General features: G+C 61.4%; 18 protein-coding genes. 9 read left to right on the top strand and 9 right to left on the bottom strand.

Annotation, left to right across the window (positions count from 1 at the left end):
* The 9 genes from NEZ08_RS14235 to NEZ08_RS14195 all read left to right on the top strand — a co-directional run.
* Positions 1 to 1,883, top strand: a 1,883-nt coding sequence (locus tag NEZ08_RS14235) for a chemotaxis protein CheA (RefSeq protein WP_298107810.1), incomplete at its 5' end; no start/stop codon positions are given.
* Complete coding sequence (locus tag NEZ08_RS14230) at positions 1,883 to 2,353, top strand: chemotaxis protein CheW (RefSeq protein WP_298107808.1); 471 nt, start codon at positions 1,883 to 1,885, stop codon at positions 2,351 to 2,353. The genes NEZ08_RS14235 and NEZ08_RS14230, both read left to right, overlap by 1 nt.
* Positions 2,354 to 2,372: 19 nt before the next feature.
* Entirely contained in the window at positions 2,373 to 4,304 is a 1,932-nt protein-coding gene (locus NEZ08_RS14225; RefSeq protein WP_298107805.1) for a CHASE3 domain-containing protein, read from the top strand.
* Positions 4,305 to 4,385: 81 nt separating this feature from the next.
* A complete protein-coding gene (locus NEZ08_RS14220) occupies positions 4,386 to 6,089 on the top strand; it encodes a methyl-accepting chemotaxis protein (RefSeq protein WP_298107803.1) in 1,704 nt (567 codons plus the stop codon).
* Between the two features lie 62 nt (positions 6,090 to 6,151).
* Entirely contained in the window at positions 6,152 to 6,637 is a 486-nt protein-coding gene (locus NEZ08_RS14215) for a chemotaxis protein CheW (RefSeq protein WP_298107800.1), read from the top strand.
* Between the two features lie 17 nt (positions 6,638 to 6,654).
* Entirely contained in the window at positions 6,655 to 7,491 is an 837-nt protein-coding gene (locus tag NEZ08_RS14210) for a CheR family methyltransferase (protein ID WP_298107819.1), read from the top strand.
* Positions 7,492 to 7,502: 11 nt separating this feature from the next.
* Positions 7,503 to 8,597: a chemotaxis response regulator protein-glutamate methylesterase gene (locus tag NEZ08_RS14205; protein WP_298107798.1), complete on the top strand. Its 1,095-nt coding sequence runs from the start codon at positions 7,503 to 7,505 to the stop codon at positions 8,595 to 8,597.
* Positions 8,598 to 8,604: 7 nt separating this feature from the next.
* Positions 8,605 to 9,723 (top strand): hypothetical protein, encoded by a 1,119-nt coding sequence (locus tag NEZ08_RS14200; RefSeq protein ID WP_298107795.1) that lies wholly within the window; start codon positions 8,605 to 8,607, stop codon positions 9,721 to 9,723.
* A complete protein-coding gene (locus tag NEZ08_RS14195) occupies positions 9,705 to 10,298 on the top strand; it encodes a hypothetical protein (protein ID WP_298107791.1) in 594 nt (197 codons plus the stop codon). Before NEZ08_RS14200 ends, NEZ08_RS14195 begins: the two co-directional genes overlap by 19 nt.
* A 270-nt stretch (positions 10,299 to 10,568) precedes the next feature.
* Here the strand turns inward: NEZ08_RS14195 and NEZ08_RS14190 are convergent, their stop codons facing one another.
* The 9 genes from NEZ08_RS14190 to NEZ08_RS14150 all read right to left on the bottom strand — a co-directional run bounded on the left by NEZ08_RS14190 (position 10,569) and on the right by NEZ08_RS14150 (position 23,844).
* Positions 10,569 to 10,892 carry a DUF3240 family protein gene (locus NEZ08_RS14190; protein WP_298107788.1) on the bottom strand — a complete coding sequence of 108 codons (324 nt, stop codon included), beginning with the start codon at positions 10,890 to 10,892 and terminating at the stop codon, positions 10,569 to 10,571.
* On the bottom strand, positions 10,889 to 13,966 hold the full coding sequence (locus NEZ08_RS14185; protein WP_298107786.1) for a CusA/CzcA family heavy metal efflux RND transporter: 3,078 nt from the start codon (positions 13,964 to 13,966) through the stop codon (positions 10,889 to 10,891). Before NEZ08_RS14185 ends, NEZ08_RS14190 begins: the two co-directional genes overlap by 4 nt.
* A gap of 42 nt (positions 13,967 to 14,008) precedes the next feature.
* Positions 14,009 to 15,085: an efflux RND transporter periplasmic adaptor subunit gene (locus NEZ08_RS14180; RefSeq protein ID WP_298107783.1), complete on the bottom strand. Its 1,077-nt coding sequence runs from the start codon at positions 15,083 to 15,085 to the stop codon at positions 14,009 to 14,011.
* Positions 15,086 to 15,344: 259 nt separating this feature from the next.
* Positions 15,345 to 16,469: an OpgC domain-containing protein gene (locus tag NEZ08_RS14175; protein WP_298107781.1), complete on the bottom strand. Its 1,125-nt coding sequence runs from the start codon at positions 16,467 to 16,469 to the stop codon at positions 15,345 to 15,347.
* Between the two features lie 20 nt (positions 16,470 to 16,489).
* Positions 16,490 to 17,311, bottom strand: coding sequence for a universal stress protein (locus tag NEZ08_RS14170; protein WP_298107778.1), 822 nt, complete (start codon positions 17,309 to 17,311; stop codon positions 16,490 to 16,492).
* Positions 17,312 to 17,487: 176 nt separating this feature from the next.
* On the bottom strand, positions 17,488 to 19,281 hold the full coding sequence (locus tag NEZ08_RS14165) for an alpha/beta fold hydrolase (protein WP_298107817.1): 1,794 nt from the start codon (positions 19,279 to 19,281) through the stop codon (positions 17,488 to 17,490).
* A 333-nt stretch (positions 19,282 to 19,614) separates the two neighbouring features.
* Positions 19,615 to 20,823: an HlyD family efflux transporter periplasmic adaptor subunit gene (locus tag NEZ08_RS14160; protein WP_298107776.1), complete on the bottom strand. Its 1,209-nt coding sequence runs from the start codon at positions 20,821 to 20,823 to the stop codon at positions 19,615 to 19,617.
* Between the two features lies 1 nt (position 20,824).
* Complete coding sequence (locus tag NEZ08_RS14155; protein WP_298107774.1) at positions 20,825 to 23,188, bottom strand: FtsX-like permease family protein; 2,364 nt, start codon at positions 23,186 to 23,188, stop codon at positions 20,825 to 20,827.
* Entirely contained in the window at positions 23,185 to 23,844 is a 660-nt protein-coding gene (locus tag NEZ08_RS14150; protein ID WP_298107814.1) for an ABC transporter ATP-binding protein, read from the bottom strand. Before NEZ08_RS14150 ends, NEZ08_RS14155 begins: the two co-directional genes overlap by 4 nt.
* Between the last annotated feature and the right edge of the window lie 74 nt (positions 23,845 to 23,918).

Raw genomic sequence — 23,918 nt, 5'->3', positions numbered from 1 at the left:
CCTTCGATCTGGTGCGCAAGGGTGAGGTCAGGCCGACGCAGGAACTGATCTCGGTGGCACTGTCGGCCAAGGACTATATTCGCGCGCTGATCGAATATCCCGACACGACGGATTCTATTATCGGCGACGCCATCCTGGACGATCTCAAGCGGTTCGTTTCGCCGGCGGCCGCGGCCGTTGCTCCGGCGCGAACCGCGCAGGAGCATGCGCCGATCGCCGAGGCAGCTTCGGCCGGCTGGCAACTGCATTTGGAGTTCGATTCCCATATCCTGTGCAACGGCTCGAACCCGCTCGACCTGCTGGAGGACCTCTGCAAGCTCGGGCCATGCTTCGTCGTCCCCGTTACCGATGACGTTCCGCTGCTCGACGAACTCGAGCCGGAATATTGCTACCTGAAATGGGACGTCACGCTGCACGCGGATTGCAGCGAGGCCGCCATCGACGATGTCTTCATGTTCGTCATCGACGAGATGAAGCTCACGCTGACGCCCCTGACACTGGCGGAGCTACCGGCGATTGCGCCACCGCTTCAGCCGCTTCCCTCCGATGCTGCTCCGGTCGAGCGGGAGACCTTCGAAGAGCCTGCATCCGTAGCGAAAACGCCTGCCGGATCGCGGGTGAATGACACGGCGGCGGGACCTCAGACCGGCGAGCTCAAGATGTCCGAGCCCAAGCGGGATGAGCCGAAGCGCACCGATGAACGCGGCATCGCGACCGTTCGCGTGCAGGCCGAACGCCTGGATGAGCTGATGGACCGGGTCGGCGAACTCGTCATCGCTCAGGCACGGCTCAGCCAATTGGCCGCCAGCGGTGCCGATCTCTCAATCAAGATGATCGCCGAGGAAATCGAACGCCTGGCGTCCAGCCTGCGCGACACCACCATGGGTGCACGCATGGTGCCGATCGGCTCGCTGTTCGGGCGCTTCCGTCGCCTGGTCCATGATCTCTCGCGCGATCTTGAAAAACCCGTCGAATTCGTCACCTCCGGCGAGGATACCGAGCTTGACAAGACCATGATCGAGTGCCTAGCCGATCCCCTCGTGCATCTGATCCGTAATGCAGTCGACCACGGCATCGAGGACAATGCCGCCCGCGCAACAGCCGGCAAGACCGAGCCGGGCCGGATCGAGTTGCAGGCGGTGCACTCCGGCGCGCAGGTGCTGGTCACCGTGCGCGACAATGGCGGCGGCCTCAACACCGCACGCATTCGCGCCAAGGCCGAAGAGCAGGGTCTGATCGCGCCGGGCGCGACGCTGTCCGATAATGAAATCCATCAATTTCTGTTTCATCCGGGGTTCTCGACCGCGCAGACGGTGTCTGCGCTGTCCGGCCGCGGCGTCGGAATGGACGTGGTCAAGCGCACGATCGAGAACATGCGGGGATCGATCGACCTCTCGACCAAGCCGGGCCAGGGCACGACGGTCACGCTGCGGCTACCGTTGACCCTGGCAATCATCGAGGGCCTTCTGATCCGCGTGGGTGAAGGTCGCTATATCATTCCGCTCTCCGCAGTCGAGGAATGCGTCGAACTCATGGCTGAGGACCAGCGCTCGCGCGGCCGCAGCTTCCTCAACGTGCGGGGCGACCTCGTCCCCTTCCTGCGTCTTCGCGAGATCCTTCAGATGTCCGGTGCGGCCGAGCCCCATCAGAAGACCATCATCATCTCGACCGGCGAAACCCGTGTCGGCCTGGTCGCCGACCAGATCATCGGTAACCACCAGACCGTCATCAAGTCGCTTTCCAAGCTGCACTCCGACGTCACGATCTTCTCTGGCGCGACCATTCTGGGCGACGGCACCGCGGCGCTCATCCTCGATGTCGTGCAGCTTGTTGCGTTGGCGCAATCTCAAGCCGAGAAGCAGCACATGAACGAGGCCGCCTGATGACCGCTTCCCAGATGCAGAACGCCGCCGCCGATCATGATGGCGAAATCCAGGTGGTCATGATCGGCCTTGGCGACGAGAAATTCGCGCTGGATGCCGGGCTGGTGCGCGAAATCATCGATCCGGTTCCTGCCACGAAAGTGGCCGGCGCGAAAGCGTTCGTGCCGAGCGTCATCAACGTACGGGGCAACGTGATTCCGCTCGCCGATCTCCGCATCCGGTTCGGCATGCCGCTGACCGAGGATTCCCCCGACACCCGCATTGTTGTGGTCGAGGTGAACATCGATAACGAGCCTGTGCTGGTCGGCGTCTCTGCGGACAAGGTGTACGAAGTCACCGAGATCTCGCGCAGCAATGTGCAACAGACGCCGCGCGTCGGAATGCATTGGAAGCCGGAGTTCATTCGCTTCATTACCAAATGGCGTGAAGAGTTTGTCATCGTTCCGAACATGGAACGCATCCTGAATTGAGACGGCTTAAGGCTTTAGAATGAAACTGTTCGACAATCTGACGATCCCGCGCAAGCTCGTCCTGGCCCTCGGCCTCATGCTCGCATCGAGCATGTCTGCTAGTGCCGTAATCTACTTGAAATCAGGAGAAGTGCAGCAGACGACGCAATGGACGCAGCACACGCAGGAAGTGCTTGCGGCTGCCAATGGCGCGCTCAGCGGCATGATCAACCAGGAGACCGGCTATCGCGGGTTCCTGATCGGCGGCGAAGAGAGGCTGCTCGGTGCCTACAGGAACGGTCAGGTGGATTTCGAAGCCGCCGTCGCCAAGGGCAAGGAGCTGACCGCAAACAATCCCGCACAGGCCGCCCGATTCGACGAGGTGCAAAAAGCGGGCGAGAAGTGGCGCAATGACATCGCCGAGCGCGGCATCAGCCTGATGATGAACGAGCAGACCCGAAAGGAAGCGCAGGACTCCGAGAACCACGGCGCCGGAAAGGCCGCGATGGCCATCGTCCGCACGAAAGTCGCCGAGATCATCGGGGCCGAACAGGCTTTGATGACGACGCGTCACCAGGCGCAGGAGTCAGCCTTCGACATCATGACCAAGGTGATCCTTATCGGCATGGGAGCCAACCTGATCATTGCTTTCGGAACAGGATTCCTGCTGACACGTACCGTTGCCCGTCCGGTGTCGGCCGTTGCTGCAAAGCTGGCGAACCTCGCTACGCCTGTCGAAACGGGCCGCCGCGACGAAGTCGGCAAGATGGAAGGCAGCGTGCTTGCTGTCGAGAGCGCTTTTCAAGATATTGCCCGGACGGTGAGTGCTGTGGCCCTCGGTGATCTCACGCAGGCGATCGAGAAGGCTTATGGCGGTCAAGCCGGCGAGCTCGGCGACAAACTGAAGTCGATGACCGTCAACCTGCAGGCGACCGCGTCACTCGCCGACCAGATTGCGCAGGGCAATCTTTTAGTCGAGGCCAAGCGGCTGTCGGACAAGGATACGCTTGGCATCGCGCTGGAGCGCATGGTCGAGAAACTCCGACAGATCGTCGCCGAGGCGTTGACCGCGGCACAGAACGTCTCCGCTGGCAGCCAGGAACTTTCAGCGAGCGCCGAGCAGCTCTCGCAGGGCGCGACCGAGCAGGCCTCGTCGGCGGAAGAGGCGTCCTCTTCGATGGAGGAGATGGCTTCGAACGTGAAGCAGAACGCAGAAAATGCCAGCCAGACCGAGAAGATCGCCGCGCAATCAGCCAAGGACGCGGAAGCGAGTGGTGCCGCCGTCGGACGCGCAGTAACCGCGATGCAGACCATTGCGGAAAAGATCACGATCGTTCAGGAGATCGCTCGTCAGACCGATCTGCTTGCTCTGAACGCAGCGGTGGAAGCCGCGAGGGCCGGCGAGCACGGTAAAGGCTTTGCGGTCGTCGCCTCCGAAGTGCGCAAACTTGCCGAGCGGAGCCAGGCGGCTGCTGCCGAAATCGGCACGCTGTCCACTGAGACAGTCAAGGTCGCGCAGGAAGCGGGCGCCATGCTCTCGAGGCTCGTGCCGGACATCAAGAAAACGGCGGATCTCGTGGTTGAGATCACCGCCGCCTGCCGCGAGCAGGATGTCGGATCGACGCAGATCAACCAGGCGATCCAACAGCTGGACAAGGTCGGCCAGCAGAACGCCAGCGCATCGGAGCAGGTGTCGTCAACGTCCGAGGAACTCGCTTCCCAGGCCGAGCAACTGCAGTCGACGATCTCCTTCTTTCGCATCGAACACGGGCAGGAGGCATCGCCGGCGCCGATCGAGCGGTCCGTGGCCCAGCTCAAGGCCAAGGCCGCGAGCATGGCCGCGGTCGATCGCAGGGGCAAGAAAGGTCCGCTGGCTAAGCCGGTTCGTGCCGCTAAGGCAATGAATGGAGGCGGCTTCGCCTTCGCAATGGACGACGCAGCCGACGAGCACGACGCCGACTTCTACCGATAACGACGCCTCTGGCGGGGACCAGATCGTCGAAATCTATCGTCAATTGAACGCGTCTCGATGTCGAGACGGAAAGGGGCCAAGATGAGGTTTTCTGTCAAGGCAAAGCTGGCTTGTGCATTCGGTGTCATCATCATTTTGTCTGCCGTGGCGGGGGCAATGGCCTACACCAAGCTGAGTGACATGATGGCGGGAATGAATGACCTGGTATCGCGTGCCAGCCGCATCGAAATGGCGGGTGAACTGCAGAAGCAGCTTTTGTTGCAGAACCGTGCCGAGAAGGCATTGCTTGGGGCGGAGAACGATGCCGAGGCGGAGCGCTTTGCCGCTGAGATGATCAAATATCGAGCCATCGTTTCAAAGACGAGAGGCGAGATTTACGCGTCTGCCGCCGAAGCCGGCAAACAGATACTTGACCGTTTCGCTGCAGATCACAACCGCGTCAATGTGGTGCAGGACGAGACGGCAAAGCTCATAAAAGCCGACAAGGTGAAGGCGATCGAGAGCTCCATCGGCGTAGGTCGGAAGGCTATGGACGATGCGCTCGCCGTCGCGGAAGAATATGTCGTTTACGTCAAGAAGTCGATGGCTGAACAGAATGAAATTGCCAAGCAAGAAGCCAGTCGCGGCCAGCTTTTGGTACTTTGCCTTATTACAGCTTCGCTCCTCGTCGCCGTCATCGCCGCTTTCTGGATTGCAGTTAGCATCAGTCGGGCACTTGGACGCGCGGTCGGTCTTGCCGGTGCGGTGGCGGGGGGTGACCTCAATCAAACCATCACGGTTTTCAGCAACGATGAGATCGGGGACCTGATCAAATCGCTCAACATCATGACCGAAAAGCTCCGTCAAATCGTCGCCGAGGCGCTGACCGCTGCACAGAACGTCTCTGCCGGCAGTCAGGAACTTTCCGCCAGCGCTGAGCAGCTGTCGCAGGGCGCGACCGAACAGGCCTCGTCTGCCGAAGAAGCCTCCTCCTCAATGGAGGAGATGGCTTCGAATGTGAAGCAGAATGCCGAGAACGCCAGCCAGACCGAGAAGATCGCGGCGCAATCCGCCAAGGACGCCGAAGCCAGTGGCGCCGCGGTGGGGCGTGCGGTTGAGGCGATGCAGACGATTGCGGAGAAGATCACCATCGTGCAGGAGATTGCGCGGCAGACCGACCTGCTCGCGCTCAACGCTGCCGTTGAAGCCGCGCGGGCCGGCGAGCACGGCAAAGGATTTGCGGTGGTCGCATCCGAAGTACGCAAGCTAGCGGAGCGCAGCCAAGCAGCAGCGGCCGAAATAGGTACGCTATCCACTGAGACGGTAAGGGTGGCCCAGGACGCAGGCGCTATGCTCGCGAAACTCGTGCCAGACATCAAGAAGACTGCAGAACTCGTGGTCGAGATCACCGCTGCGTGCCGCGAGCAGGATGTCGGCTCGGCGCAGATCAACCAGGCGATCCAGCAGCTCGACAAGGTCGGACAGCAGAATGCCAGCGCGTCGGAGCAGGTGTCATCGACCTCCGAAGAACTGGCCTCACAGGCCGAGCAGCTTCAGTCGACGATCTCATTCTTCCGCATCGATCAACGAGCGGATGCCAGGCCCGCGGACGTGCCCGCGCCGATCGACCGCGCCGTGACCCAGCTTAGGGCCAAGGCGGCCAGCATGGCGGCGGCAGATCGCGGCAGTAAAAAGGCGCCGCCGCCCAAGCCGGTTCGCATCGCTAAGGCTGCGAATAGCGGCGGCGGCTTTGCCTTCGCAATGGATGACGCGACTGACGAGCGTGATGCCGAATTTATCCGCTAGGAATCCGGGCGCGGCTTTTCGAAGCCGGCCGCCCGCCAAGCCCAAGCAATTGAGGAACGAGCATGGCTGAGCAGGCGCAGTATCTGACCCTTGGTCTTGCCGGCGAAACGTTCGGGATAAGCATCCGCAACGTCCGCGAAATTTTGGATATGCGGCCGATCTCGCGGCTGCCCCATGCTCCTCATTTCCTGCTGGGGATGATCGACGTGCGGGGCAGCGGTTATCCGATTGTCGATCTGCGGCTGAAGCTTGACCTCCCAAGTGTGACCGCGACCGATGCCACCCGCATCATCATCCTTGACGTTCCGATCGGGGATCGCGTGGTCGGCGTCGGCTTTGTGGCCGATTGCGTCTACGAGGTCACCGATATCGACGAGAACTCGATGGAACCGGTCCCTGCCGTGGGCGGCCGCTGGCAATCCGATTACATTGCCGGGATCGGACGCAAGGGGGATAAGTTCGTCGTCGTCTTTGATCTCGAGCGCCTGATGGCGCATGAGGGAATGCCGAGCCAAAAGATGCCGGCCAGCGCGCCGGTTGCGGCGTGAGCACAGTAAACGCTGCCATGCCGGCCGCCGCGCTACATCTGTCAGATCGGCATTTTCGCTCGATCGCGCAATTGATCGAAGGTCAGGTCGGCATCAAGCTGCCGCCAGGCAAACGCCTCATGCTGGAAGGGCGGCTGCACAAGCGCGTCCGCGCGCTCAATTATTCCGGCCTCAATGAGTACGTCGAGACGCTGTTCGAAGCCGATCAGCTCGATTCCGAGCTGACGCATCTCATCGATGCAGTAACTACCAACAAGACGGATTTCTTTCGCGAGCCGTCCCATTTCACCTTCATGAGAGAAACTGCCGCGCCGTTGTTGCTGAAGTCGCGTGGCCGAAACGAGCTCAAGGTATGGAGCGCGGCCTCTTCGGCCGGAATGGAAGCCTATACGGCGGCTATCGTGCTGGACGACATGACAAGGACGGGCCCGCGCTTTTCCTTCCGCATTCTCGGCACCGATATTTCGACGGCGATGCTGCAGCTGGCGCGGACAGCGATCTATCCGCGCGAGGCGATTGCGCCGGTCCCGCCTGCGTTCGCCAAGCGCTACTTCCTGCGTCCGAGAGACCCGGTACGTGGCGAGGTGCGCGTCGTGCCAGAGCTGCGGCGCATGACTCATTTCATGCGCATGAACTTGATGGACACGAATTATCCGGTCGATCGGGATGTCGACATCATCTTCTGCCGTAACGTACTGATCTATTTCGAGCGAGAGACCCAGCGCAAGGTCGTCGAACAGCTGTGCTCGCATTTGCGGCCGGGAGGATATTTGATGGTCGGGCACTCGGAGTCGATGGTGCACAGCGTGGTACCGGGCCTGAAACAGGTTCAGCCGACGGTGTTTAGGGTCTAGGAGGCGCCAGAATGGAAAGACAACCAGTTCGCGTGCTGATCGTGGACGATTCGGCGTCGGTGCGGCAGATCCTCTCGACCATTCTGTCCGAGGATCCCGCCATTGCGATCATGGGCACCGCATCGGACCCGTATGCGGCTGCCCGCCGCCTGCAGAATGAAGTGCCAGACGTCATCATTCTCGATATCGAAATGCCGCGGATGGATGGCATCACCTTCCTGCGCAAGATCATGGCGCAGCATCCAATCCCGGTGATCATCTGTTCGTCGTTGACGGAGGAAGGTTCGGACCTGATGTTCGAAGCCTTCGAGGCCGGAGCCGTCGACATTGTTCCGAAGCCTCGCATCGATACGCGCCAGGCGCTGATCGAATCTTCGGGCCGGTTGCGCGAGGCGGTCAAATCGGCGGCCAGCGCACGGGTGCGGCCACGGCAGTCGCGCCGGGTGCGGATCGAGAAGAAGCTGACGGCGGATGCCATCATGCCGCCGCCCGTCCAGGGACGCTCACGCCCTGTGACGGAGCGCATCGTCTGCATCGGCGTTTCCACCGGTGGCACCGAGGCCCTCAACGATGTGCTGGAGGTTTTGCCACCAAACTGTCCTGGCATTCTGATCGTGCAGCACATGCCACAAGGGTTTACCGCCGCGTTTGCGAGGCGGCTCGACGGCGTCTGCCAGATCAACGTGAAGGAAGCCGAGGACGGCGAACCTGTCCAGCCCGGATGCGCCTACATCGCCCCGGGTGCGCGGCACATGCTGCTGCAACGGACGGGGCTACGCTATCATATCGCTATCAAGGACGGGCCGCCGGTGTCGCGGCATCGGCCGTCCGCGGATGTGCTGTTCCGCTCTGCCGCGCAATATGCGGGCCGGAATGCGCTCGGCATCATCATGACCGGCATGGGCGATGATGGCGCGCGAGGGCTCTTGGAAATGCGCAAGCTGGGCGCGACGACGCGCGCGCAGGACGAGGAAAGTTGTGTCGTGTTCGGCATGCCGAAAGAGGCGATCGCGCTCGGCGCGGTCGAGAAGGTCGTGTCGTTGAACCAGATCCCGCAGGAAATCATGCTTTGGTCTCAGGCGGGACACCCCGCTTTGGCGGGTTGAGCCTGCGATGTCTGTCACCGATAAGGGCGATCCAATCGGCGACGCGATGGCTGCCGCCGATGACGTCTCATCGCGCATCGAGGAAAGCTTTACCCGGGCAGGCCTGGACCTCGGCCGCGGCCACACAATTTTCAAGGGCCTGAGCCAGGCGCTCGCTTCAATGTCGGAAGAACTTTCCGGCGCGCAGATCGAGGGCGCGTCCGAAGCCCTCCACGACATCGCGAATGGGTTGAACGGCCTGGCGCAGGCTCTGCCGGCCGAAAGCAGGCTGCTGACAGGCCTCGGCAACGCAGCGAGCGAGGCGTCCGACCTGCTCAAGCCGTTATTCAAGCACGTTCAGATGATCGCGATCATTGCGCGGAGCGCGCGGATCGAGGCGGCCTCGCTTGCGGAGGATCGCGAAGGCTTTCTGGCTTTCACGAAGGAAGCCCATGAGCTTGCCAAGGCGGTACAGCAGTCGCTGGAAGCCTGTGCGCGAGATCAGGACTCGCTTTCCAATGCCATCGAGGTCGCCCTCGGCCGCCAGAGAGCGTTCGAACTCGGCTATCATGGACAGCTCATTTCCGAAGCCGGCGAGCTGACCACCGCGTATTCCAGTATGCAGGAGCAGCGCGCAAAAAGCCTGCATTTTGCCGATTTCGCGAGCCATAGTGCCAGGAAGGTTGCCGAGGCAGTCGGCCGCTCCATCGTCTCCTTGCAGGCCGGCGACAGCACGCGGCAGCGCCTGGAGCATTTCCGGGATGGTCTTGCGCAAGCCGTCACCCAGGCGCCCAGCCTTGTGCCCGCGGCCGCTGGCCCGGCCGTTATCTGTACGCTGGAGGCGATGCAGCTCAAGGACTCTGAATGTGAGTTGCAGCAGGAGATCGGCCAGATCCTTGGAGCCTTGTCGGCGATTATGTCCGACGCGGCCGATGTGGTCGACCAGGGCCGATCGCTTTATGGTAGTGACAGCGGCGATTCCTCTCCCTTTCTCGTCCGCATCCGTGAGATACTGGCGCATGCTTCGGTGCTGATCGAAAGCTGCGAGACCGCGGGCAGGTCGGTTGACGACGCGCTGACGCTGGTGGAAGAGACGCTTCGCAAGTTTCGCGACACGATCGCAGGGCTGTGGTCGACATCACATTGATCGGCATGAACGCATCCCTGAAGGCCGGTCATCTCGGGCGGAGGGGCAACGCTTTTGTCGTGATCGCCAACGAGCTCAAGGCGACCGCTGACCAGATGTCCGCCGGAGCCACGCGTTTGAAGCCGGCGATTGAAGGTATCGAAACATCGGCCAACGAGCTGCGCTCGTTGCGACTGCGCAGCGACCCCGCGCAACTAACAAGGCTCGAGCCGCAGGTTCAGCATGCCTTGCAGGAGATCGGGGCGGGTAACAACCGCCTTGGTGAGTTGATCCATCGCCTCATTGAAGACGGCGGGAAATTCGAGAATCTGATCGGCTCGGCCTCGCAGTTGATGAGAAGACTCAGCGAGGATGCTGCAGCACTGCCACGGCTGGCGGACAGGCTCGAGGCGGTGGGCGCCGGCAGGAAGGCAACGCTTGGCGCAGCGGACGGCGCCGTTCTCGAAAGCCTGTTCGCGTCCTACACCATGGAGCGCGAGCGCGCGGTCCATTGTCGACTGCTCAAGGACTTTGGCCTCGCCTCGAAAATGCCGGCCGTCAAGCCGGCCGCAAGCGATGACGTGCTGTTGTTTTGACGAAGCTCAGCCAAGCCGCCACGGTGGATAGCATACCCCTTAGCGCTAGTTGAAGCTGATCTCGCACTCAGCTCGGTGGAGAGTTCTGCCGATCGCCCAGGCGCAGAGCTGGACGAGCGCGCCGATGAAGGGTTGGGCTCAATTCCTGACAGGTTCGAACGTCGTCAGACCTCGCGAAGTTGGTTGGCACCGATAGGCGCCAAGCTTGCCGGACCACGGCGGTTATCACGGATGAACCGCCAACTGCCGAACCGGCCGCGACCGCCCCTGTCACCCGTTGGGGAGATCAATCACACCAAATTCCGAGACCGGCATGATCCAATAAACGATCTTCGAGCCGACGAACGCTGTCTTCAGCCTCTCGACCAGCTGCGCGGCGTCTTGCGTCCGAAGAATGAGCCGCACCATCAGCTCATTGGCATGCCCCTTGACCTGCTCGGCCGACGTCTGCAACAGCACGTCGGGCCCATGTCCCGCGACGTCGGAGGCGGTAAAGCCGGACGCGAGGTCGCCCTGCTCGCTGAGATAATCGAACAACTCCTGGCGAAGGGATTGCGCCGCAATCAGGGTGAGGCAGACCAATTGGGCACTCATTTGGCCTCCTTTGCGGTCCCGCCAAACCGGCGGTAGAGAATCGGCAGAAGAATCAGTGTCAACGCCGTCGACGAGACCAGGCCGCCGATCACCACGATTGCCAGCGGGCGCTGGATCTCCGACCCCGGCCCAGTGGCGAACAGCAACGGGATGAGACCAAGCGCGGTAATGCTGGCGGTCATCAGGACCGGCCGCAGCCTACGCCGCGCTCCCTCCGTTACGATGCGGCCTTCCGGTACTCCATGGGAGCGGAGCTGGTTAAAGTAGGACACCAGAACGACGCCGTTGAGCACGGCGATGCCGAGCAGCGCGATGAATCCGACAGAAGCGGGAACCGAGAGGTACTCGCCGGTGATAACCAGCGCAAAGACACCGCCGATCGCGGCGAACGGAATGTTGACCAGCACCAAGAGCGCCTGCCGGATGGAGCCGAAAGTTGTGAACAGCAGGACAAAAATCAGCCCGATCGCCACGGGGACCACGATCGAGAGGCGCGCCGCGGCGCGTTGCTGGTTCTCGAACTGGCCGCCCCAGGTCAGCCGATAGCCCTCCGGCAGCGGCAGCTCGGCCGCGACCTTCTGCCGGGCGGCTTCGACGAAGCCGACCATATCGCGGCCGCGTACATTGGCCCGCACGATGCTCATTCGGTATCCGTTCTCGCGGTTGACCAGGACGGGACCATCGACGCGATGAATGTGGGCGACCTGCGACAGCGCGACGTGCTGACCGTTGGGGAGCGTCAACGGCAGGCTCGCAAGCAGGGTCGGCGCTTCTCGCGTCGTCTCGCTGCCACGCACCAGGATCGGGGTGCGGCGCCCTTGTTCCAGCACCGTGCCGATCACGCGGCCCTCGATCTGGGTGCGAAGTGAATTGGAGATCGAGTCGATGGTCAGGCCAAGACGCCCCGCCTCCATGCGGTTGACTGCGACGGTGTAGTATTGAGCGCCTTCATTGAGGGTGGTGTAGACATCTTCGGCGCCATCGATGGTGGATAGGATTGTGGACAGCTTGCTTGCAATCTCGTTGAGCTTGTTGATGTCGGTACCAAATATCTTCACGGCGACGTCGCCGCGCACCCCGCTGATCATCTCCTGCACACGCATGTCGATCGGCTGCGTGAAGCTGAACGACAGGCCGGGAAAATCGGCCAGCACGCTACGCAGTTCCTCAAGCAGCGCGGAGTTGTCGGTGGTCTTTCGCTCTTTTTCCGGTTTCAGAACGAGGAATGTATCGGTCTGGTTGGGGCCCATCGGGTCAAGCCCGAGCTCGTCCGATCCCGTCCTCGCCACGATCCCCTTCACGTCGGGCACCTTCGCAAGGATGGCGGCCTGAATCCGTGTATTGATCGCAATCATCGCATCGAGATTGATGGATGGCAGCGCCTCGATGCTCACAATGGTGTCGCCTTCATCCATGGTGGGCATGAATGTCTTGCCAAGCTGGGTATAGGCGTAGCCGGCGGCAACAAGCGCCGCGACTGCTGCGACGATGACCTTGCGCTCGTTGTTCAGCGCCCAATTGAGCGCGGGCGTGTACAATCGCGTCGCGGTACGGATGAGCCATGGCTCGTGGTGCGACGCAGTCTTGAGAAGAAATGAGGTCGCGACCGGAATGACTGTGAGCGCAAGCAGCAGCGAGCCCGCCAGCGCGAATATGATTGCGAGCGCCACAGGGATGAACAATTTTCCCTCAAGGCCTTCCAGCGTCAGCAGCGGCACGAACACGATCATGATGATCAGCACGCCCGACGCGACCGGCTGGAGCACCTCGCTGACCGAGCGGAAGATGATGTGCACAAGCGGGACCGCCTTACCCGTAGGCTGCTTGCTCAGATTTCCAACGACATTCTCGACGACCACCACCAGCGCATCGATCAGCATGCCGATAGCGATCGCGAGACCACCCAGGCTCATCAGATTTGCCGACATGCCGACGACACGCATGACGATCAGGGCGATCACGATGGCAAGCGGCAGGCTCAGGGCAATCACCAGAGAGGCTCGCCAATTGCCGAGGAACAACAGCAGCAGCACGACGACCAGAACGGTTGCCTCGCCGAGCGCTCGGACGACGGTTCCGACCGCGCGATCAACCAACCGGCTGCGGTCATAAAACACGTTGATGCTCACGTTCTGCGGCAGCAACCGTTTGAGCTCGTCAAGACGGGCGCGAACATCGCTGACAAGCTGCCGGGCATTGGCGCCGCGCAATCCAAGGACGAGCCCTTCGACCGTCTCGCCGCGGCCGTCCGTTGTGACGGCGCCATAGCGCGTCAGCGATCCGATCTCGACCCGGGCCACGTCTTTGACCCGGATCGGAATGCCATCCTTGCTATCTACGACAATCTGTCTGATGTCGTCGATGGTCTGGATGCTGCCTTCGATGCGGACAAGCGCGCTGTCTTCGCCCTGATTGACGCGGCCGGCGCCATCGTTGCGGCTGTTCGCGTCGATGGCACGCCGGAACAGGTCGTAAGAAATGCCGCGAGCTGCCAGCGCATCGCTGAGCGGAACGATTTCGAAAGCTCGAACATAGCCGCCCAACGCGTTGACGTCAGCGACACCGGGGACCGTTCGCAGCGCCGGGCGGATCACCCAGTCGAGCAAGCTGCGCCGCTCCGCGAGCGACAGATTCGGACTGTCGATCGTGAACATGAACATTTCACCGAGCGGGCTGGTGATCGGTGCCAGCCCGCCACTGACGCCTTCCGGAAGATCGCGCGCGATGTTGGACAGGCGTTCGCTGACCTGGTTACGGGCCCAATAGATATCCGTGCCGTCCTCGAAGTCGACCGTGATGTCCGCAAGCGCGTATTTGGTCGTGGAGCGAAGGATCTTCTTGTTGGGCAGCCCGAGCAATTCAAGCTCGATCGGCACGGTAATCCGCTGCTCGACCTCTTCCGGCGTGAGCCCCGGCGCCTTCATAATGAGCTTGACCTGGACGGGCGAGACATCCGGAAAGGCGTCAATCGGCAGGCCTGGCAGCATGACAACGCCAGCGCCAATCAGCAAAAGAACGCCGAGCATGACGAACAGCCGCTGAGAAAGCGCAAACGCGACAAGCCGTTCAAGCATGCCGAGTGCTCCGATTCCGAACTTTGCAAGACCGCTGGCGCACTAACCGGCTCCGAGCTTGAGCAGTATTCCCCTCAGCGCAGAGATCCCGCCCACCGCGACCTGATCCTTGTCCGTGATCGGGCCTGACACCACGACGTGGTCCTGGTCCTCTTCAAGCAACGTCACCGGCACAAGACGAAAGCCGCCCGGCGCAGCGACGAATACCGAGGCTTGTTCTCCGCGCCGGATCAGAGCGCTATAAGGAAGTTCCCAGGCGCTTTCGGCCGAGGAAGCAAAGCCGATGCGAGCCTGCGCTGTTTGTCCAGGCCGCAGTTCACCGTTATTGGACACTTCGGCCCGCACCAGGATCGTTTGAGTCGCGGCATCGACGGTTTCCGAAACCAGCACCACCTGCCCCGGAGTTGCATAGCCTTCGACCTCGACCTTGGCGCCCGCCCGGATGGCTCGGATGTTGGATGCGGGAACTGCGATTTCGACCCACAGCGGAGACAACTGAGCGAGCTTGACAAGCGGCGCGATCTGTTCCACCCGCTGCCCGGGAGAAACCAGGATGTCGACGACGGTCGCCGCCCGCGGGGCCGCCACCGAAAGGGTTGCGTTGATGGCGGCCTCGTTGGTCAGTTTCGCGATTGACTCGTCGGAAAAGCCGCTGAGCCGGAGCATTTGTCGCCGCTCCGCAACGACGATACTTGCTTGCCGGGCCTCGGTCTGACTGGCTTCGAGAATTCGCTGCGCAACGGCGTTTGACTCCATCAGGCGCGTATTCCGATTGAACTCGCGGATGGCCTGAGCCTCCTGCGCAACGGCTTGTAGATAGTCGCGCTGTTGCGCAACGAAACTCGGGCTTTCCATTACGACCAGGGCCTGGCCGGCACTGACCCGGTCTCCGCGTGCGACCGAAAGGCTGGTCACCATGCCGGCGACGGGACTGCTCACGACCCATAATTGCGGTGTCGGAATGACGATCTGAGCGGGATACGGCAGCGTCTTGTCGGTTGGGCTCGCAACCGGATGAACCACCCGAACCCCAAGATTCGTCGCCTGCTCGGGAGTCAATTTTACCGCATCTTCGGCCATCGAGATGGAGGGCAGGCCGGCCAGCATCAGTGCGGCCATGAGGCCAGCCCACCGCCGCCATGGGATCGTAAGAAGGCGCAGCTGAAATGAACGTATCATTGATATTTTCACGACGTCGGCCGATCAAATGGAACACGCCGCGGCTCCGGCATCGAGTTGAGGTTGCCGGAAAGTGCCAGCGGGGAGCGGGCTTATATTCGCTTGCGGCGGCGGCGAGCTGTTGATCTATATCAGTTAATTGTCAGGCGGGACGTGTTGAATTGTGACACTTGGCCGCGCGCGCTGATCTGCTTTCTGGTCACAAAGTGCGCGGGTGGGCGTGTCCTGTTCGATCGATGTTTGCGCAGACGTTTGCAGCCATGGCCAGAATGGCCAGGCCCGCGGCGCCGAGCAATGTCTGCAGAGCCAGACTGTTCCCACTCATGGCCAGGATCGCATGCGCAGCAAACGAGAGCAGCACGCCGATGCAGTAGATTGCGAGCGAATATTCGCCGCATTGAACCAGCGGGCGCACAAAGCGTGTCCTCAATACCGGGAGGTCGCCAGGAAGCAGCCGCCAGCACAGTAGTGCGATAGCCAGGAAATGGATAAGCCGCAGAACGTCCAGATCTCCTTTGTCGATCGGATAGATTAAATTCGCAATCACCGTCGGGACGTAAGCCTCAAGCGAATGGAAACTCCAGCTCAATGTGATGAAAAGGCTGAACAACAAGTAGATCACGGCCAGCCCCGCCAAAACCGGCGATTTGAAGATGCGATGCTGTTCTTTGGCAGGAGTCACAGCCCACCACATGCCGATGACATAGAGCAGTTGCCAGTCCAGCGGGTTGAAGAAGATGGCTCCCTTCGGGTAGGCCGAAATCGACCAATCCAGCCAGTGGGATGCCGAATAAAGCAGTGCCGAGGCGATCAGCGTCAGATGTGGCCGCAGGATCATCGCGGGCAACATCAACACGAGTCCGAAATGGAGGATGACCATCAGCAGCAACGGATCGAGATTGACCGGCGAATATCTCAACATCACCGCTTGAGATATCGTCTCAAACGGATGGACGGAGAAGATGGCAAGATTGGCCTGATCCAACAGTGCCGGTTGCCGAAGGGCAAAGAGAGCGCCTTCAGCCAGGAGAAGCGTGATGGTGACAATCTGCGCGACGTAGATTTCGACGGCGCGACGCAGGACGCGCAAAAAAGCAATTCTCAATCCCGAATGTTTGCTAATCCCTCCATAGACCGCCCCCGAGGCCAGCCCTGACAAGAAGACAAGAATCTCTGCCGCGTCGCTGAACCCGAAATTTCTTGGGGTAAAGTTATTAAGATAAATCTCCGGGACGTGATCGATGAAGATCAACCATAGGGAAAGCCCCCGAAACAGGTCGATCCGCAAATCGCGTACGCCCGGGAGCCAAATAACGTCCGACATCCGATCTTTGGTTGGCGCGCCTAGTGCGACATCATGAAGCAAAACGGTGCCTCATCCAAAAGCCCGCGCGTCATGCCTCCGAACGCCCATTCGCCTAGCCGGCTGTGGCCATAAGCTCCGGTTACGATCAAATCGGCATCGAGCTCTTTCGACAAACGAACAAGTTGGTGCGCGTCGGATTCGGCCATGTGAACGCGAACGTCGGTTTCGGCTGTCACGCCGTGCCCCTGCAGATGCTTCGCCACATCGCGGACCCGCCGTCGCGCGCGATCCTGTTCCTTCGAGGTGCAGATCTCGATCACCGCAACCGTTGACGCTTTCCGCAGAAACGGCAGGGCATCATGAACCGCAAGCCGCGCTTCTCGCGTGTCCTTCCAGCCGATCACGATCCGGTCCGCTCGCAATTCATGTACATGATCGGGCACCAGAATGGTCGGCCGACCCATTCGCAAGACTGCGCCTGCGGGATCAACCAGATGATAGGGATCCACTTTCCTGTGGGCGCTCTTCAATACCACCAGATCGGCCGCCCTCGCTTCATTCGCGAGGAAAACGAGCGGATATTCGACGTCCCAGCGCCACTCCACCCGCTCCGCCGGAAGGCCGACAACGTCGCGAAACCACCGTTCCTTGCCGGCAAGTTCGGCCTTCATCCGCTTCAGGTCCTCAGGCGTGGTTTCCTCAATGATGACACCTTCGGCGACAAAATCGGGCTCGGTCGCAAAGGCGGAGACACCGATCACGGACGCCGTGAATTTCGTCGCGATGGATCGCGCTACCCGCACCTGCTCCTCGGCCTGTTGCGCAGGATCGACATAAACCATAACAGTTGCGACTGTCATACCTGTACCCTCAGCTGCAAATAATTCTCACTCAAGCGTTGCGTGGCCGGTTGACATAGATCAATCGAGGTCATGCGCTCGCATGAGCGAGGGACTGTTCCTGACCAAGGCGTTCCTCGTCAGCTGTTCGCTGCGACCCATGCGTACCAAGCCAGCATGCGCTTGCGCCCTGATGATTATCGTTGAAGCACATATGTGCCGGGTGCCGGGCACAGCGGGACGACGTTTCGGTACGGCGCTCCCATGCCGGGCGGCTTGGCGCGTTGATCGCTGCTGTTCGCCGCAAGCCAGTTTGCCCACTCGGGCCACCATGATCCATCCCTCCGTCTGGCGCGCGAACGCCATGTTGAGCCGTCCACGTAGCGTTCGCCCGCGTGGCGGGTCGCGATGTCATAATGACGCCCCTTGTGGCCGGGCTCCGAGACAATGCCGGTGTTGTGACCGCCATTGGTGAGAAGGAAGGTGAGGTCGTTGTCGGTGAAGAGGTGAATCTTGTAGACGGATTGCCACGGTGCAATGTGGTCGGTTTCGGTGCCGACGACGAACATGGGAAGGCGCAAATCCTTGAGCGCGATGACGCTGCCCTCGACGGCGAATCGGCCTGCAGTCAGCCTGTTTTCCAGGAACAATCCGCGAAGGTATTGCGAGTGCATCAGGTAGGGCAGGCGTGTGGAATCGGCGTTCCAGACCATGAGATCGCTCATCGGCTCGCGCTCGCCCAGAAGGTAGTTGCGCGTCGCCTTGGACCACACCAGATCGTCGCTGCGCAGCGCGCGAAAAGCAGCGCTCATCTGCGACGAATCGAGCACACCCTGGTTCCACATCATGTCTTCGAGAAAGGCGACCTGACTTTCGTCCACGAACAGCATCAGTTCGCCGGCCTCGCTGAAGTCTGTTTGGCCGGCAAGCAGCGTCACCGTCTTCAGACGATCGTCACCGTCGCGCGCCATGGTGGCCGCGGCAATGGCGAGCAAAGTGCCGCCAAGGCAATAACCGCATGCATGGACCTTGCGGTTCGGCACCACGGCATTGACCGCAGAAAGCGCGGCCATGACGCCGGCCGTGCGGTAGGTATCGAGTGCGACATCCCGATCGGCCGGTGTCGGATTGCGCCACGAAATCATGAAGACGGTCATGCCGCGATCGACCAGATACTTTACCAGGGAACGCTCGGGCACGAGGTCGAGAACGTAGTACTTCATGATCCAGGCGGGTACGATCAGAACCGGCTCGGCTAAAACATTCGGCGTCGTCGGGCTGTACTGGATCAATTCCATCAGCTCATTGCGAAAGATGACCTTGCCGTCAGTCGCCGCGATGGTCTCACCGACCCGGTAAGCCGGGTCAGGCTTTGCCGGCACCATCGCCATTGCCTGCACCCAGTCTTCCAGCAAATTCCGCATGCCACGCGCAAGATTGGCGCCCGATTCCCTGGCCGTGCGCTCGATCACTTCCGGATTCATCCAAGCGACGTTGGACGGAGAAAATGCGTCGAGATACTGGTGGATCATGAAGCCGACGCGCTCAGCATCCCTTGCCTTCATTCCGCGAAGCGGCCGCGTTGCGCTGCGCCACCATTCCTCGTGGGCAAGGAAGGCTTGCTGCCACCAGAGAAACGGGGCTTTTTTCCATGCTTCGTTTTGAAAGCGGTGATCGATCGATTCGGGTTTGAGCAGGGGTACGGCCTGGCCGGCGACGAGAGCGACAAACCGCCCGGCGAGTACGGCGCCCAGGGCCATCAATTCCATCTGCCGTCCAGGCGCGCGCAGAAAATGCGAATACCAATCAAACCAGGCGTCAGCTTCGGCGTGCGGAGAAACCCCGCTGGTAAACCGCGCAATAATGCTTCGGCCGACGCGGTCGACCGTCTCGAAAGATGGCAAATTGACCACCGGCGACGGCGCTGGAGTACAACTCCTCGGCTGGGTCGCCGCTACGGAATGCTGAATAACCGGTAAGCTTTCAACCATCTCACTCATGATAACGGCCTGACAATGATGTGAAAGCCTGCTTACGCGGCGCCGGTTCAGGCGCATTGACCTTGATCAACCGGCTGAGCGCTTCAACCGCCCGGTTCTTCCCTCAACTCAACGGGCTGATCCAAATCAACCTGCGTCGGCCAGATGCCGGGCCGTGAAGGTCGTGATGTAAAGCGCGATTAAGACGCAGCGACCACCTGCCTGATGCCAGCGAACGAGCTTGTCATCTCGGCCGCAGCTGAAGCCTGCCAACAGCGCCACGCTCGCGCCGACCGGGAAGCGCAGCCGCCTCCGATGCCTGGCCGCTATCAAGAAACGGTCAAGTCACCCGCCTTTTCGTACGCCGACGCGCACCCCGGAAGCGACGCGGTCTCCGGGATAGACGATGACGACGTCATCCTGCTTGAGGCCGGAGGCGATTGCAGCGAAGCGGCCGGAACGACGAATGAGCTGAACGTCGCGGATCTGCGCACGGCCGTCCTTCACGACGAAGACTTTCCACTGATCGCCACGCCGAAACAGCGCACCCGCCGGGATGATGATGGCATCGTCCAGAGTAAAGACCACAATTTGGGCGTCGACCTGGTAGGCATCTCCGAGACTCGCCCACTGCCCAGCAGGCGAGACGATGTCGATCAGGACGTTGACCCTTTGCTCCTCCACGCCAAGCGTCGAGACCTTCGTGAAGGCCGCCGGCTCCACCCGGCGCACCCGCCCGGAAAGGGCTGCTGGGCCGCCCCAATGGACGATGGTGACCTCCGCGCCAGGACGAATCTCGACGGCATCGGTACTCAGAACGTCCACCACGATCTCGAGATCACGCGGATCCCCGACATCCAGCAGCGGCGTGCCCGGCTGTACGATCGTCTCACTCTCCTGTGCGACCCTCAACACGACGCCCGAGACCGGCGCGGCAACGTTCCAGCTTTCCGCTGCCTGATCGGCATTTGTATCGCCGCTATATCGCGCCAGCAGAGCGCGCATCTGGCTTAGTTCATGCTCGGCCGCACGATCCAGAAATTCCGCCGCGCGCAAATCCCGATCGGCAAGACGAACCGCGAGCTCGGCGTGCTCCAGTGCCTGCGCAGTCGCGGCCCCACGATCGGCCAAGGTTCGCGTTCGGTTGAAATCCGTGTTCGCCTGAGCGCTTTGAGCGCGCGCCCGTTCGACGACGGCCTTGGCCCGCCCGACATTGGCTTCGGCCGCTCCAAGCCGCTCCTCGACTTCCTCACGGGTCCGCGGATCCATCAGCGGCGCAGGCGATGGCGTGATCGTCGCGACGGCATCATCAACCTTGATCGGATCGCCAACCTTGAACCGAATGCGCCCGAGGCGGCCGGCCAACGGTGCGGCGACGATATAGCGTTCACGAACGCGGGTCTTGCCGTCCTCGTCGACGCTGGTGACGAACTTGCCCTTTATGACAGGGGCTGTCTCGACCGGAACCGCTCCCGGCATTACCGCCCAAGCCACTGCCGCGGCGATCAGGATAACTCCCGCAGCGATCGCTATGCCGCGAACGGTAATACGCATTTCATTCCCTCGTCTTGAGAGCGGCAACCATATCGAGCCGGTCGACGCGCTTGCGGACAACGAATGTGCTGGCAGCCGCGGCTGCCAGGACGACACCTGCAGCGATCAGGTAAGTGCGCGGCTCGATTACCGGCGGGATCTGGAAGCTGTCGTTGGAGTGGAAGCTGGCGATCAACCCAATGATTGCGCGCGACAGCCACAAGCCGATCGGAATTCCCAAGGCGGTTTCGACGGCGAATTCACTGAACAGAATGCTCGCAACTTCGCCGCGGGTAAAGCCGAGCACCCGAAGGCTTGCCAGCTCCCATGCGCGTTCCTGAAGGCTGATGCGCGCGCTGTTATAAACGACGCCGATTGTAATAATGGCAGCAAAGGCTGTGAGGATGCCGGCACTCACGTACACCAGACCCGCGATCTTTTCGAGAAACGAAGTCAAGGTGTAAGCCTTCATCGTTACGGACTCGACCGTCGGAAGCTTCTTGAACGCAAGGCCGATCAGCGGAAGCGCGGTCGGCTCGACGTACATGCTGGCGGCAGACACCACCGCTCCTTCGCCGGTGAGATGATTTAACACATCCATGTCCATGTAGGAGGCCATGCCGATCGACTCGTCGACGATGGCCGTTACGGGCAGATCGCGGCTGGAGCGCCGGCCTTCCATGGTCTCGATCGTAATGACCTCGCCTTGGCTGACCTCAAGACGGTCAGCCAGGCGGCGGGTCAGAGTAATCCCGTCCGGCGACGCTGTGATTGGATGCTGCGTCGAATCGTGCGGCCTTCGTAACTGGTCGCCAGGCGAAAGGCCGATCACCGAGGTCAGGTAGCTGCGGTGCCCCGAGCGAAGCCGCACCGGAACGATACGTTGCCCTTCGACCGCCAGCACGCCCGGCAGTCGTGCCAGATCGCGAATGATGCTGTGGTCCATCGGGTGTGGGAACGTGATCGAGGTGTTGCCGCGCTCCACCAGATGGAATTGCACCTCGATCATCTGGTCGACCGCGTCGCGCCAGAAGATGCCGAGCACCATCATCGGAACGGCGAACGCGATACCGGCAACTGTGAGCACCGAACGGAACGGCCGCCCGGCCATGTTGCGCAGCATCATCATCGATCGGGCCGTGACCAGCTTGCCCGGAAGAATCGCCTCCAGCCACGAACGGCGGAAGCCGAGTGGCGCCGCCGGGCGCATGGCGACGGCCGGGGCCAGACCGACGACCTCATGCAATGCCGTCATGACGCCTAACGAGCCGGCAGCCAGACTGATGATTATCCCTGCCAAAGCCGACCAGGGCGCAAGCTTGAACGACAGATCGGGCACGCGGAAAAAGCCGTGATAGCTCGCCATCATCGCCTTCCCGAAGCCAAAGCCGCCGGCCACGCCAAGCGCTGATCCGATGAGGACGATGACCATGACGAGCTTGAGGTAGTGCAAGGTCAGTATGAGCGTCGGAAAGCCGAGCGCCTTCAGCGCCGCGATCTGCTCGCGTTGCGCGGTGACCAGCCTTCCCAGCGCGCTATTGAGCAGGAAGGCCGCAACGCCCAGGAAGATGATTGGAATGGTGATCGACATCACCTTCTGCTGGTTCAACTCGTCTTCGAGAAACCTGTTCGACGGTTGGTCGCGCCGTTCGACCGCGCCAACCGAACCATAGGGTTCGAGCAGCCGGTCCAGCTCTTCGATGACCGGTTGCGGATCGATACCTGGCGCCAGGTAAACGACGGCGTCGTTGAATGCGCCCTTCATGTCGAAGGCGGCCTCAGCGGCGCTCCGATCGACCCAGAGAATGGCGTAGAGGCGATCGTCTGGGATCGGCAGTCCGGGTTTTACGGCGTAGACATATTCCGGTGAAAGAGCGATCCCGGAGACCCGAACGCTCGCCAACTTTCCATTGAGCAGCACGCGGATATTTTCGCCGGGCCTGACGCCGTTTGCCTCGGCGAAAGCTTCGTTCACCGCAGCGCTGCGAACGGAGCCGGGCTCGGGCGCAGTGCCGCGCCGCAAATACAATCGGGCCAGCTGCTCGTCGCCGGCATGGCTCAAAGAGATCATTCGTGCCGAAACCGGCTGCGAGGCGGCGGGCCAGTCGACGATGACCTCTCGAACGATGCGGGGCTGGACCGCGACAACGCCCGCAATGGTATTGAGCCGCGGCACGAGCGACAGCGGAGCTCGCTTCATGGTTACGAAGATCTGTGGAAATCTGGTAGCCGCGTAAAACTCATCGCAGCCGGAACGCAGAGAAACATAGGTCGAGACCGAGCCGACAAATACAGCAACGCCCGCGGCAACCAGCAGCGCGATGGTGAGCACTTGGCCTCGCATGGCGGTGATGTCCCGCGCAAGTTTTCGGTCCAAAAGGCTCACCAGCGGACCTCCTCAGCCGAGAGCCGTTTTGCATTGCGTTCCTCGCCTACGATGCGCCCGCCACCGAGCCGCAGCACGCGATCCGCCATCCCCGCAATCGCCGAGTTATGCGTGATGATGACGATCGTCGTTCCAAATCGTTCATTGGCGCGTGCGATCGCAGCCAGAACGATCTTCCCGGTGTCGTAATCGAGCGCGCCGGTCGGTTCATCGCACAGCAGAACGTCCGGGGATTTGACGATCGCTCGGGCGACTGCAACGCGTTGCTGTTCGCCGCCAGAGAGTTGGGAAGGAAAGTGATTGATACGATGCTCGAGTCCGACCAGCTTGAGCACCTCGAGCGGATCGAGCGGCTTGTCCGCAATCTCGTCTACCAGCGCAACATTTTCCAGCACCGTCAGGCTCGGGATCAAATTGTAGAACTGGAAGACAAAGCCGACATGTTCGCGTCGGTATTGCGTCAGTTCGGCCTCGCTTGCCCCAACCAGGTTGTGGTCACGCCATCGAGCCTCGCCGGATGTCGGGCTGTCGAGACCGCCGAGGATGTTCAGAAGCGTCGATTTTCCAGACCCCGACGGGCCGAGCAGCACGACGAATTCACGCTCGAAGATGTCAAGGTCGACATCGCGCAGGGCGTGCACATCGACCTCGCCCATACGATAGGTCTTCGACAGGCCTCTGGCGTGAAATACCGCTGTCACGGCCGGCCGTTGCTCGACCGTATCTGCGG

The sequence above is a fragment of the Bradyrhizobium sp. genome (assembly GCF_027451485.1).
Taxonomy (GTDB): domain Bacteria; phylum Pseudomonadota; class Alphaproteobacteria; order Rhizobiales; family Xanthobacteraceae; genus Bradyrhizobium.
This window is presented reverse-complemented; position numbering and strand designations above follow the sequence as displayed.

Coding starts and splice junctions, on each gene's coding strand:
- NEZ08_RS14230 (WP_298107808.1), top strand. CDS start 1,883: ATGACCGCTTCCCAGATGCAGAACGCCGCCGCCGATCATGATGGCGAA.
- NEZ08_RS14225 (WP_298107805.1), top strand. CDS start 2,373: ATGAAACTGTTCGACAATCTGACGATCCCGCGCAAGCTCGTCCTGGCC.
- NEZ08_RS14220 (WP_298107803.1), top strand. CDS start 4,386: ATGAGGTTTTCTGTCAAGGCAAAGCTGGCTTGTGCATTCGGTGTCATC.
- NEZ08_RS14215 (WP_298107800.1), top strand. CDS start 6,152: ATGGCTGAGCAGGCGCAGTATCTGACCCTTGGTCTTGCCGGCGAAACG.
- NEZ08_RS14210 (WP_298107819.1), top strand. CDS start 6,655: ATGCCGGCCGCCGCGCTACATCTGTCAGATCGGCATTTTCGCTCGATC.
- NEZ08_RS14205 (WP_298107798.1), top strand. CDS start 7,503: ATGGAAAGACAACCAGTTCGCGTGCTGATCGTGGACGATTCGGCGTCG.
- NEZ08_RS14200 (WP_298107795.1), top strand. CDS start 8,605: ATGTCTGTCACCGATAAGGGCGATCCAATCGGCGACGCGATGGCTGCC.
- NEZ08_RS14190 (WP_298107788.1), bottom strand. CDS start 10,892: ATGAGTGCCCAATTGGTCTGCCTCACCCTGATTGCGGCGCAATCCCTT.
- NEZ08_RS14185 (WP_298107786.1), bottom strand. CDS start 13,966: ATGCTTGAACGGCTTGTCGCGTTTGCGCTTTCTCAGCGGCTGTTCGTC.
- NEZ08_RS14180 (WP_298107783.1), bottom strand. CDS start 15,085: ATGGCCGCACTGATGCTGGCCGGCCTGCCCTCCATCTCGATGGCCGAA.
- NEZ08_RS14175 (WP_298107781.1), bottom strand. CDS start 16,469: ATGTCGGACGTTATTTGGCTCCCGGGCGTACGCGATTTGCGGATCGAC.
- NEZ08_RS14170 (WP_298107778.1), bottom strand. CDS start 17,311: ATGACAGTCGCAACTGTTATGGTTTATGTCGATCCTGCGCAACAGGCC.
- NEZ08_RS14165 (WP_298107817.1), bottom strand. CDS start 19,281: ATGGTTGAAAGCTTACCGGTTATTCAGCATTCCGTAGCGGCGACCCAG.
- NEZ08_RS14160 (WP_298107776.1), bottom strand. CDS start 20,823: ATGCGTATTACCGTTCGCGGCATAGCGATCGCTGCGGGAGTTATCCTG.
- NEZ08_RS14150 (WP_298107814.1), bottom strand. CDS start 23,844: ATGGGCGAGGTCGATGTGCACGCCCTGCGCGATGTCGACCTTGACATC.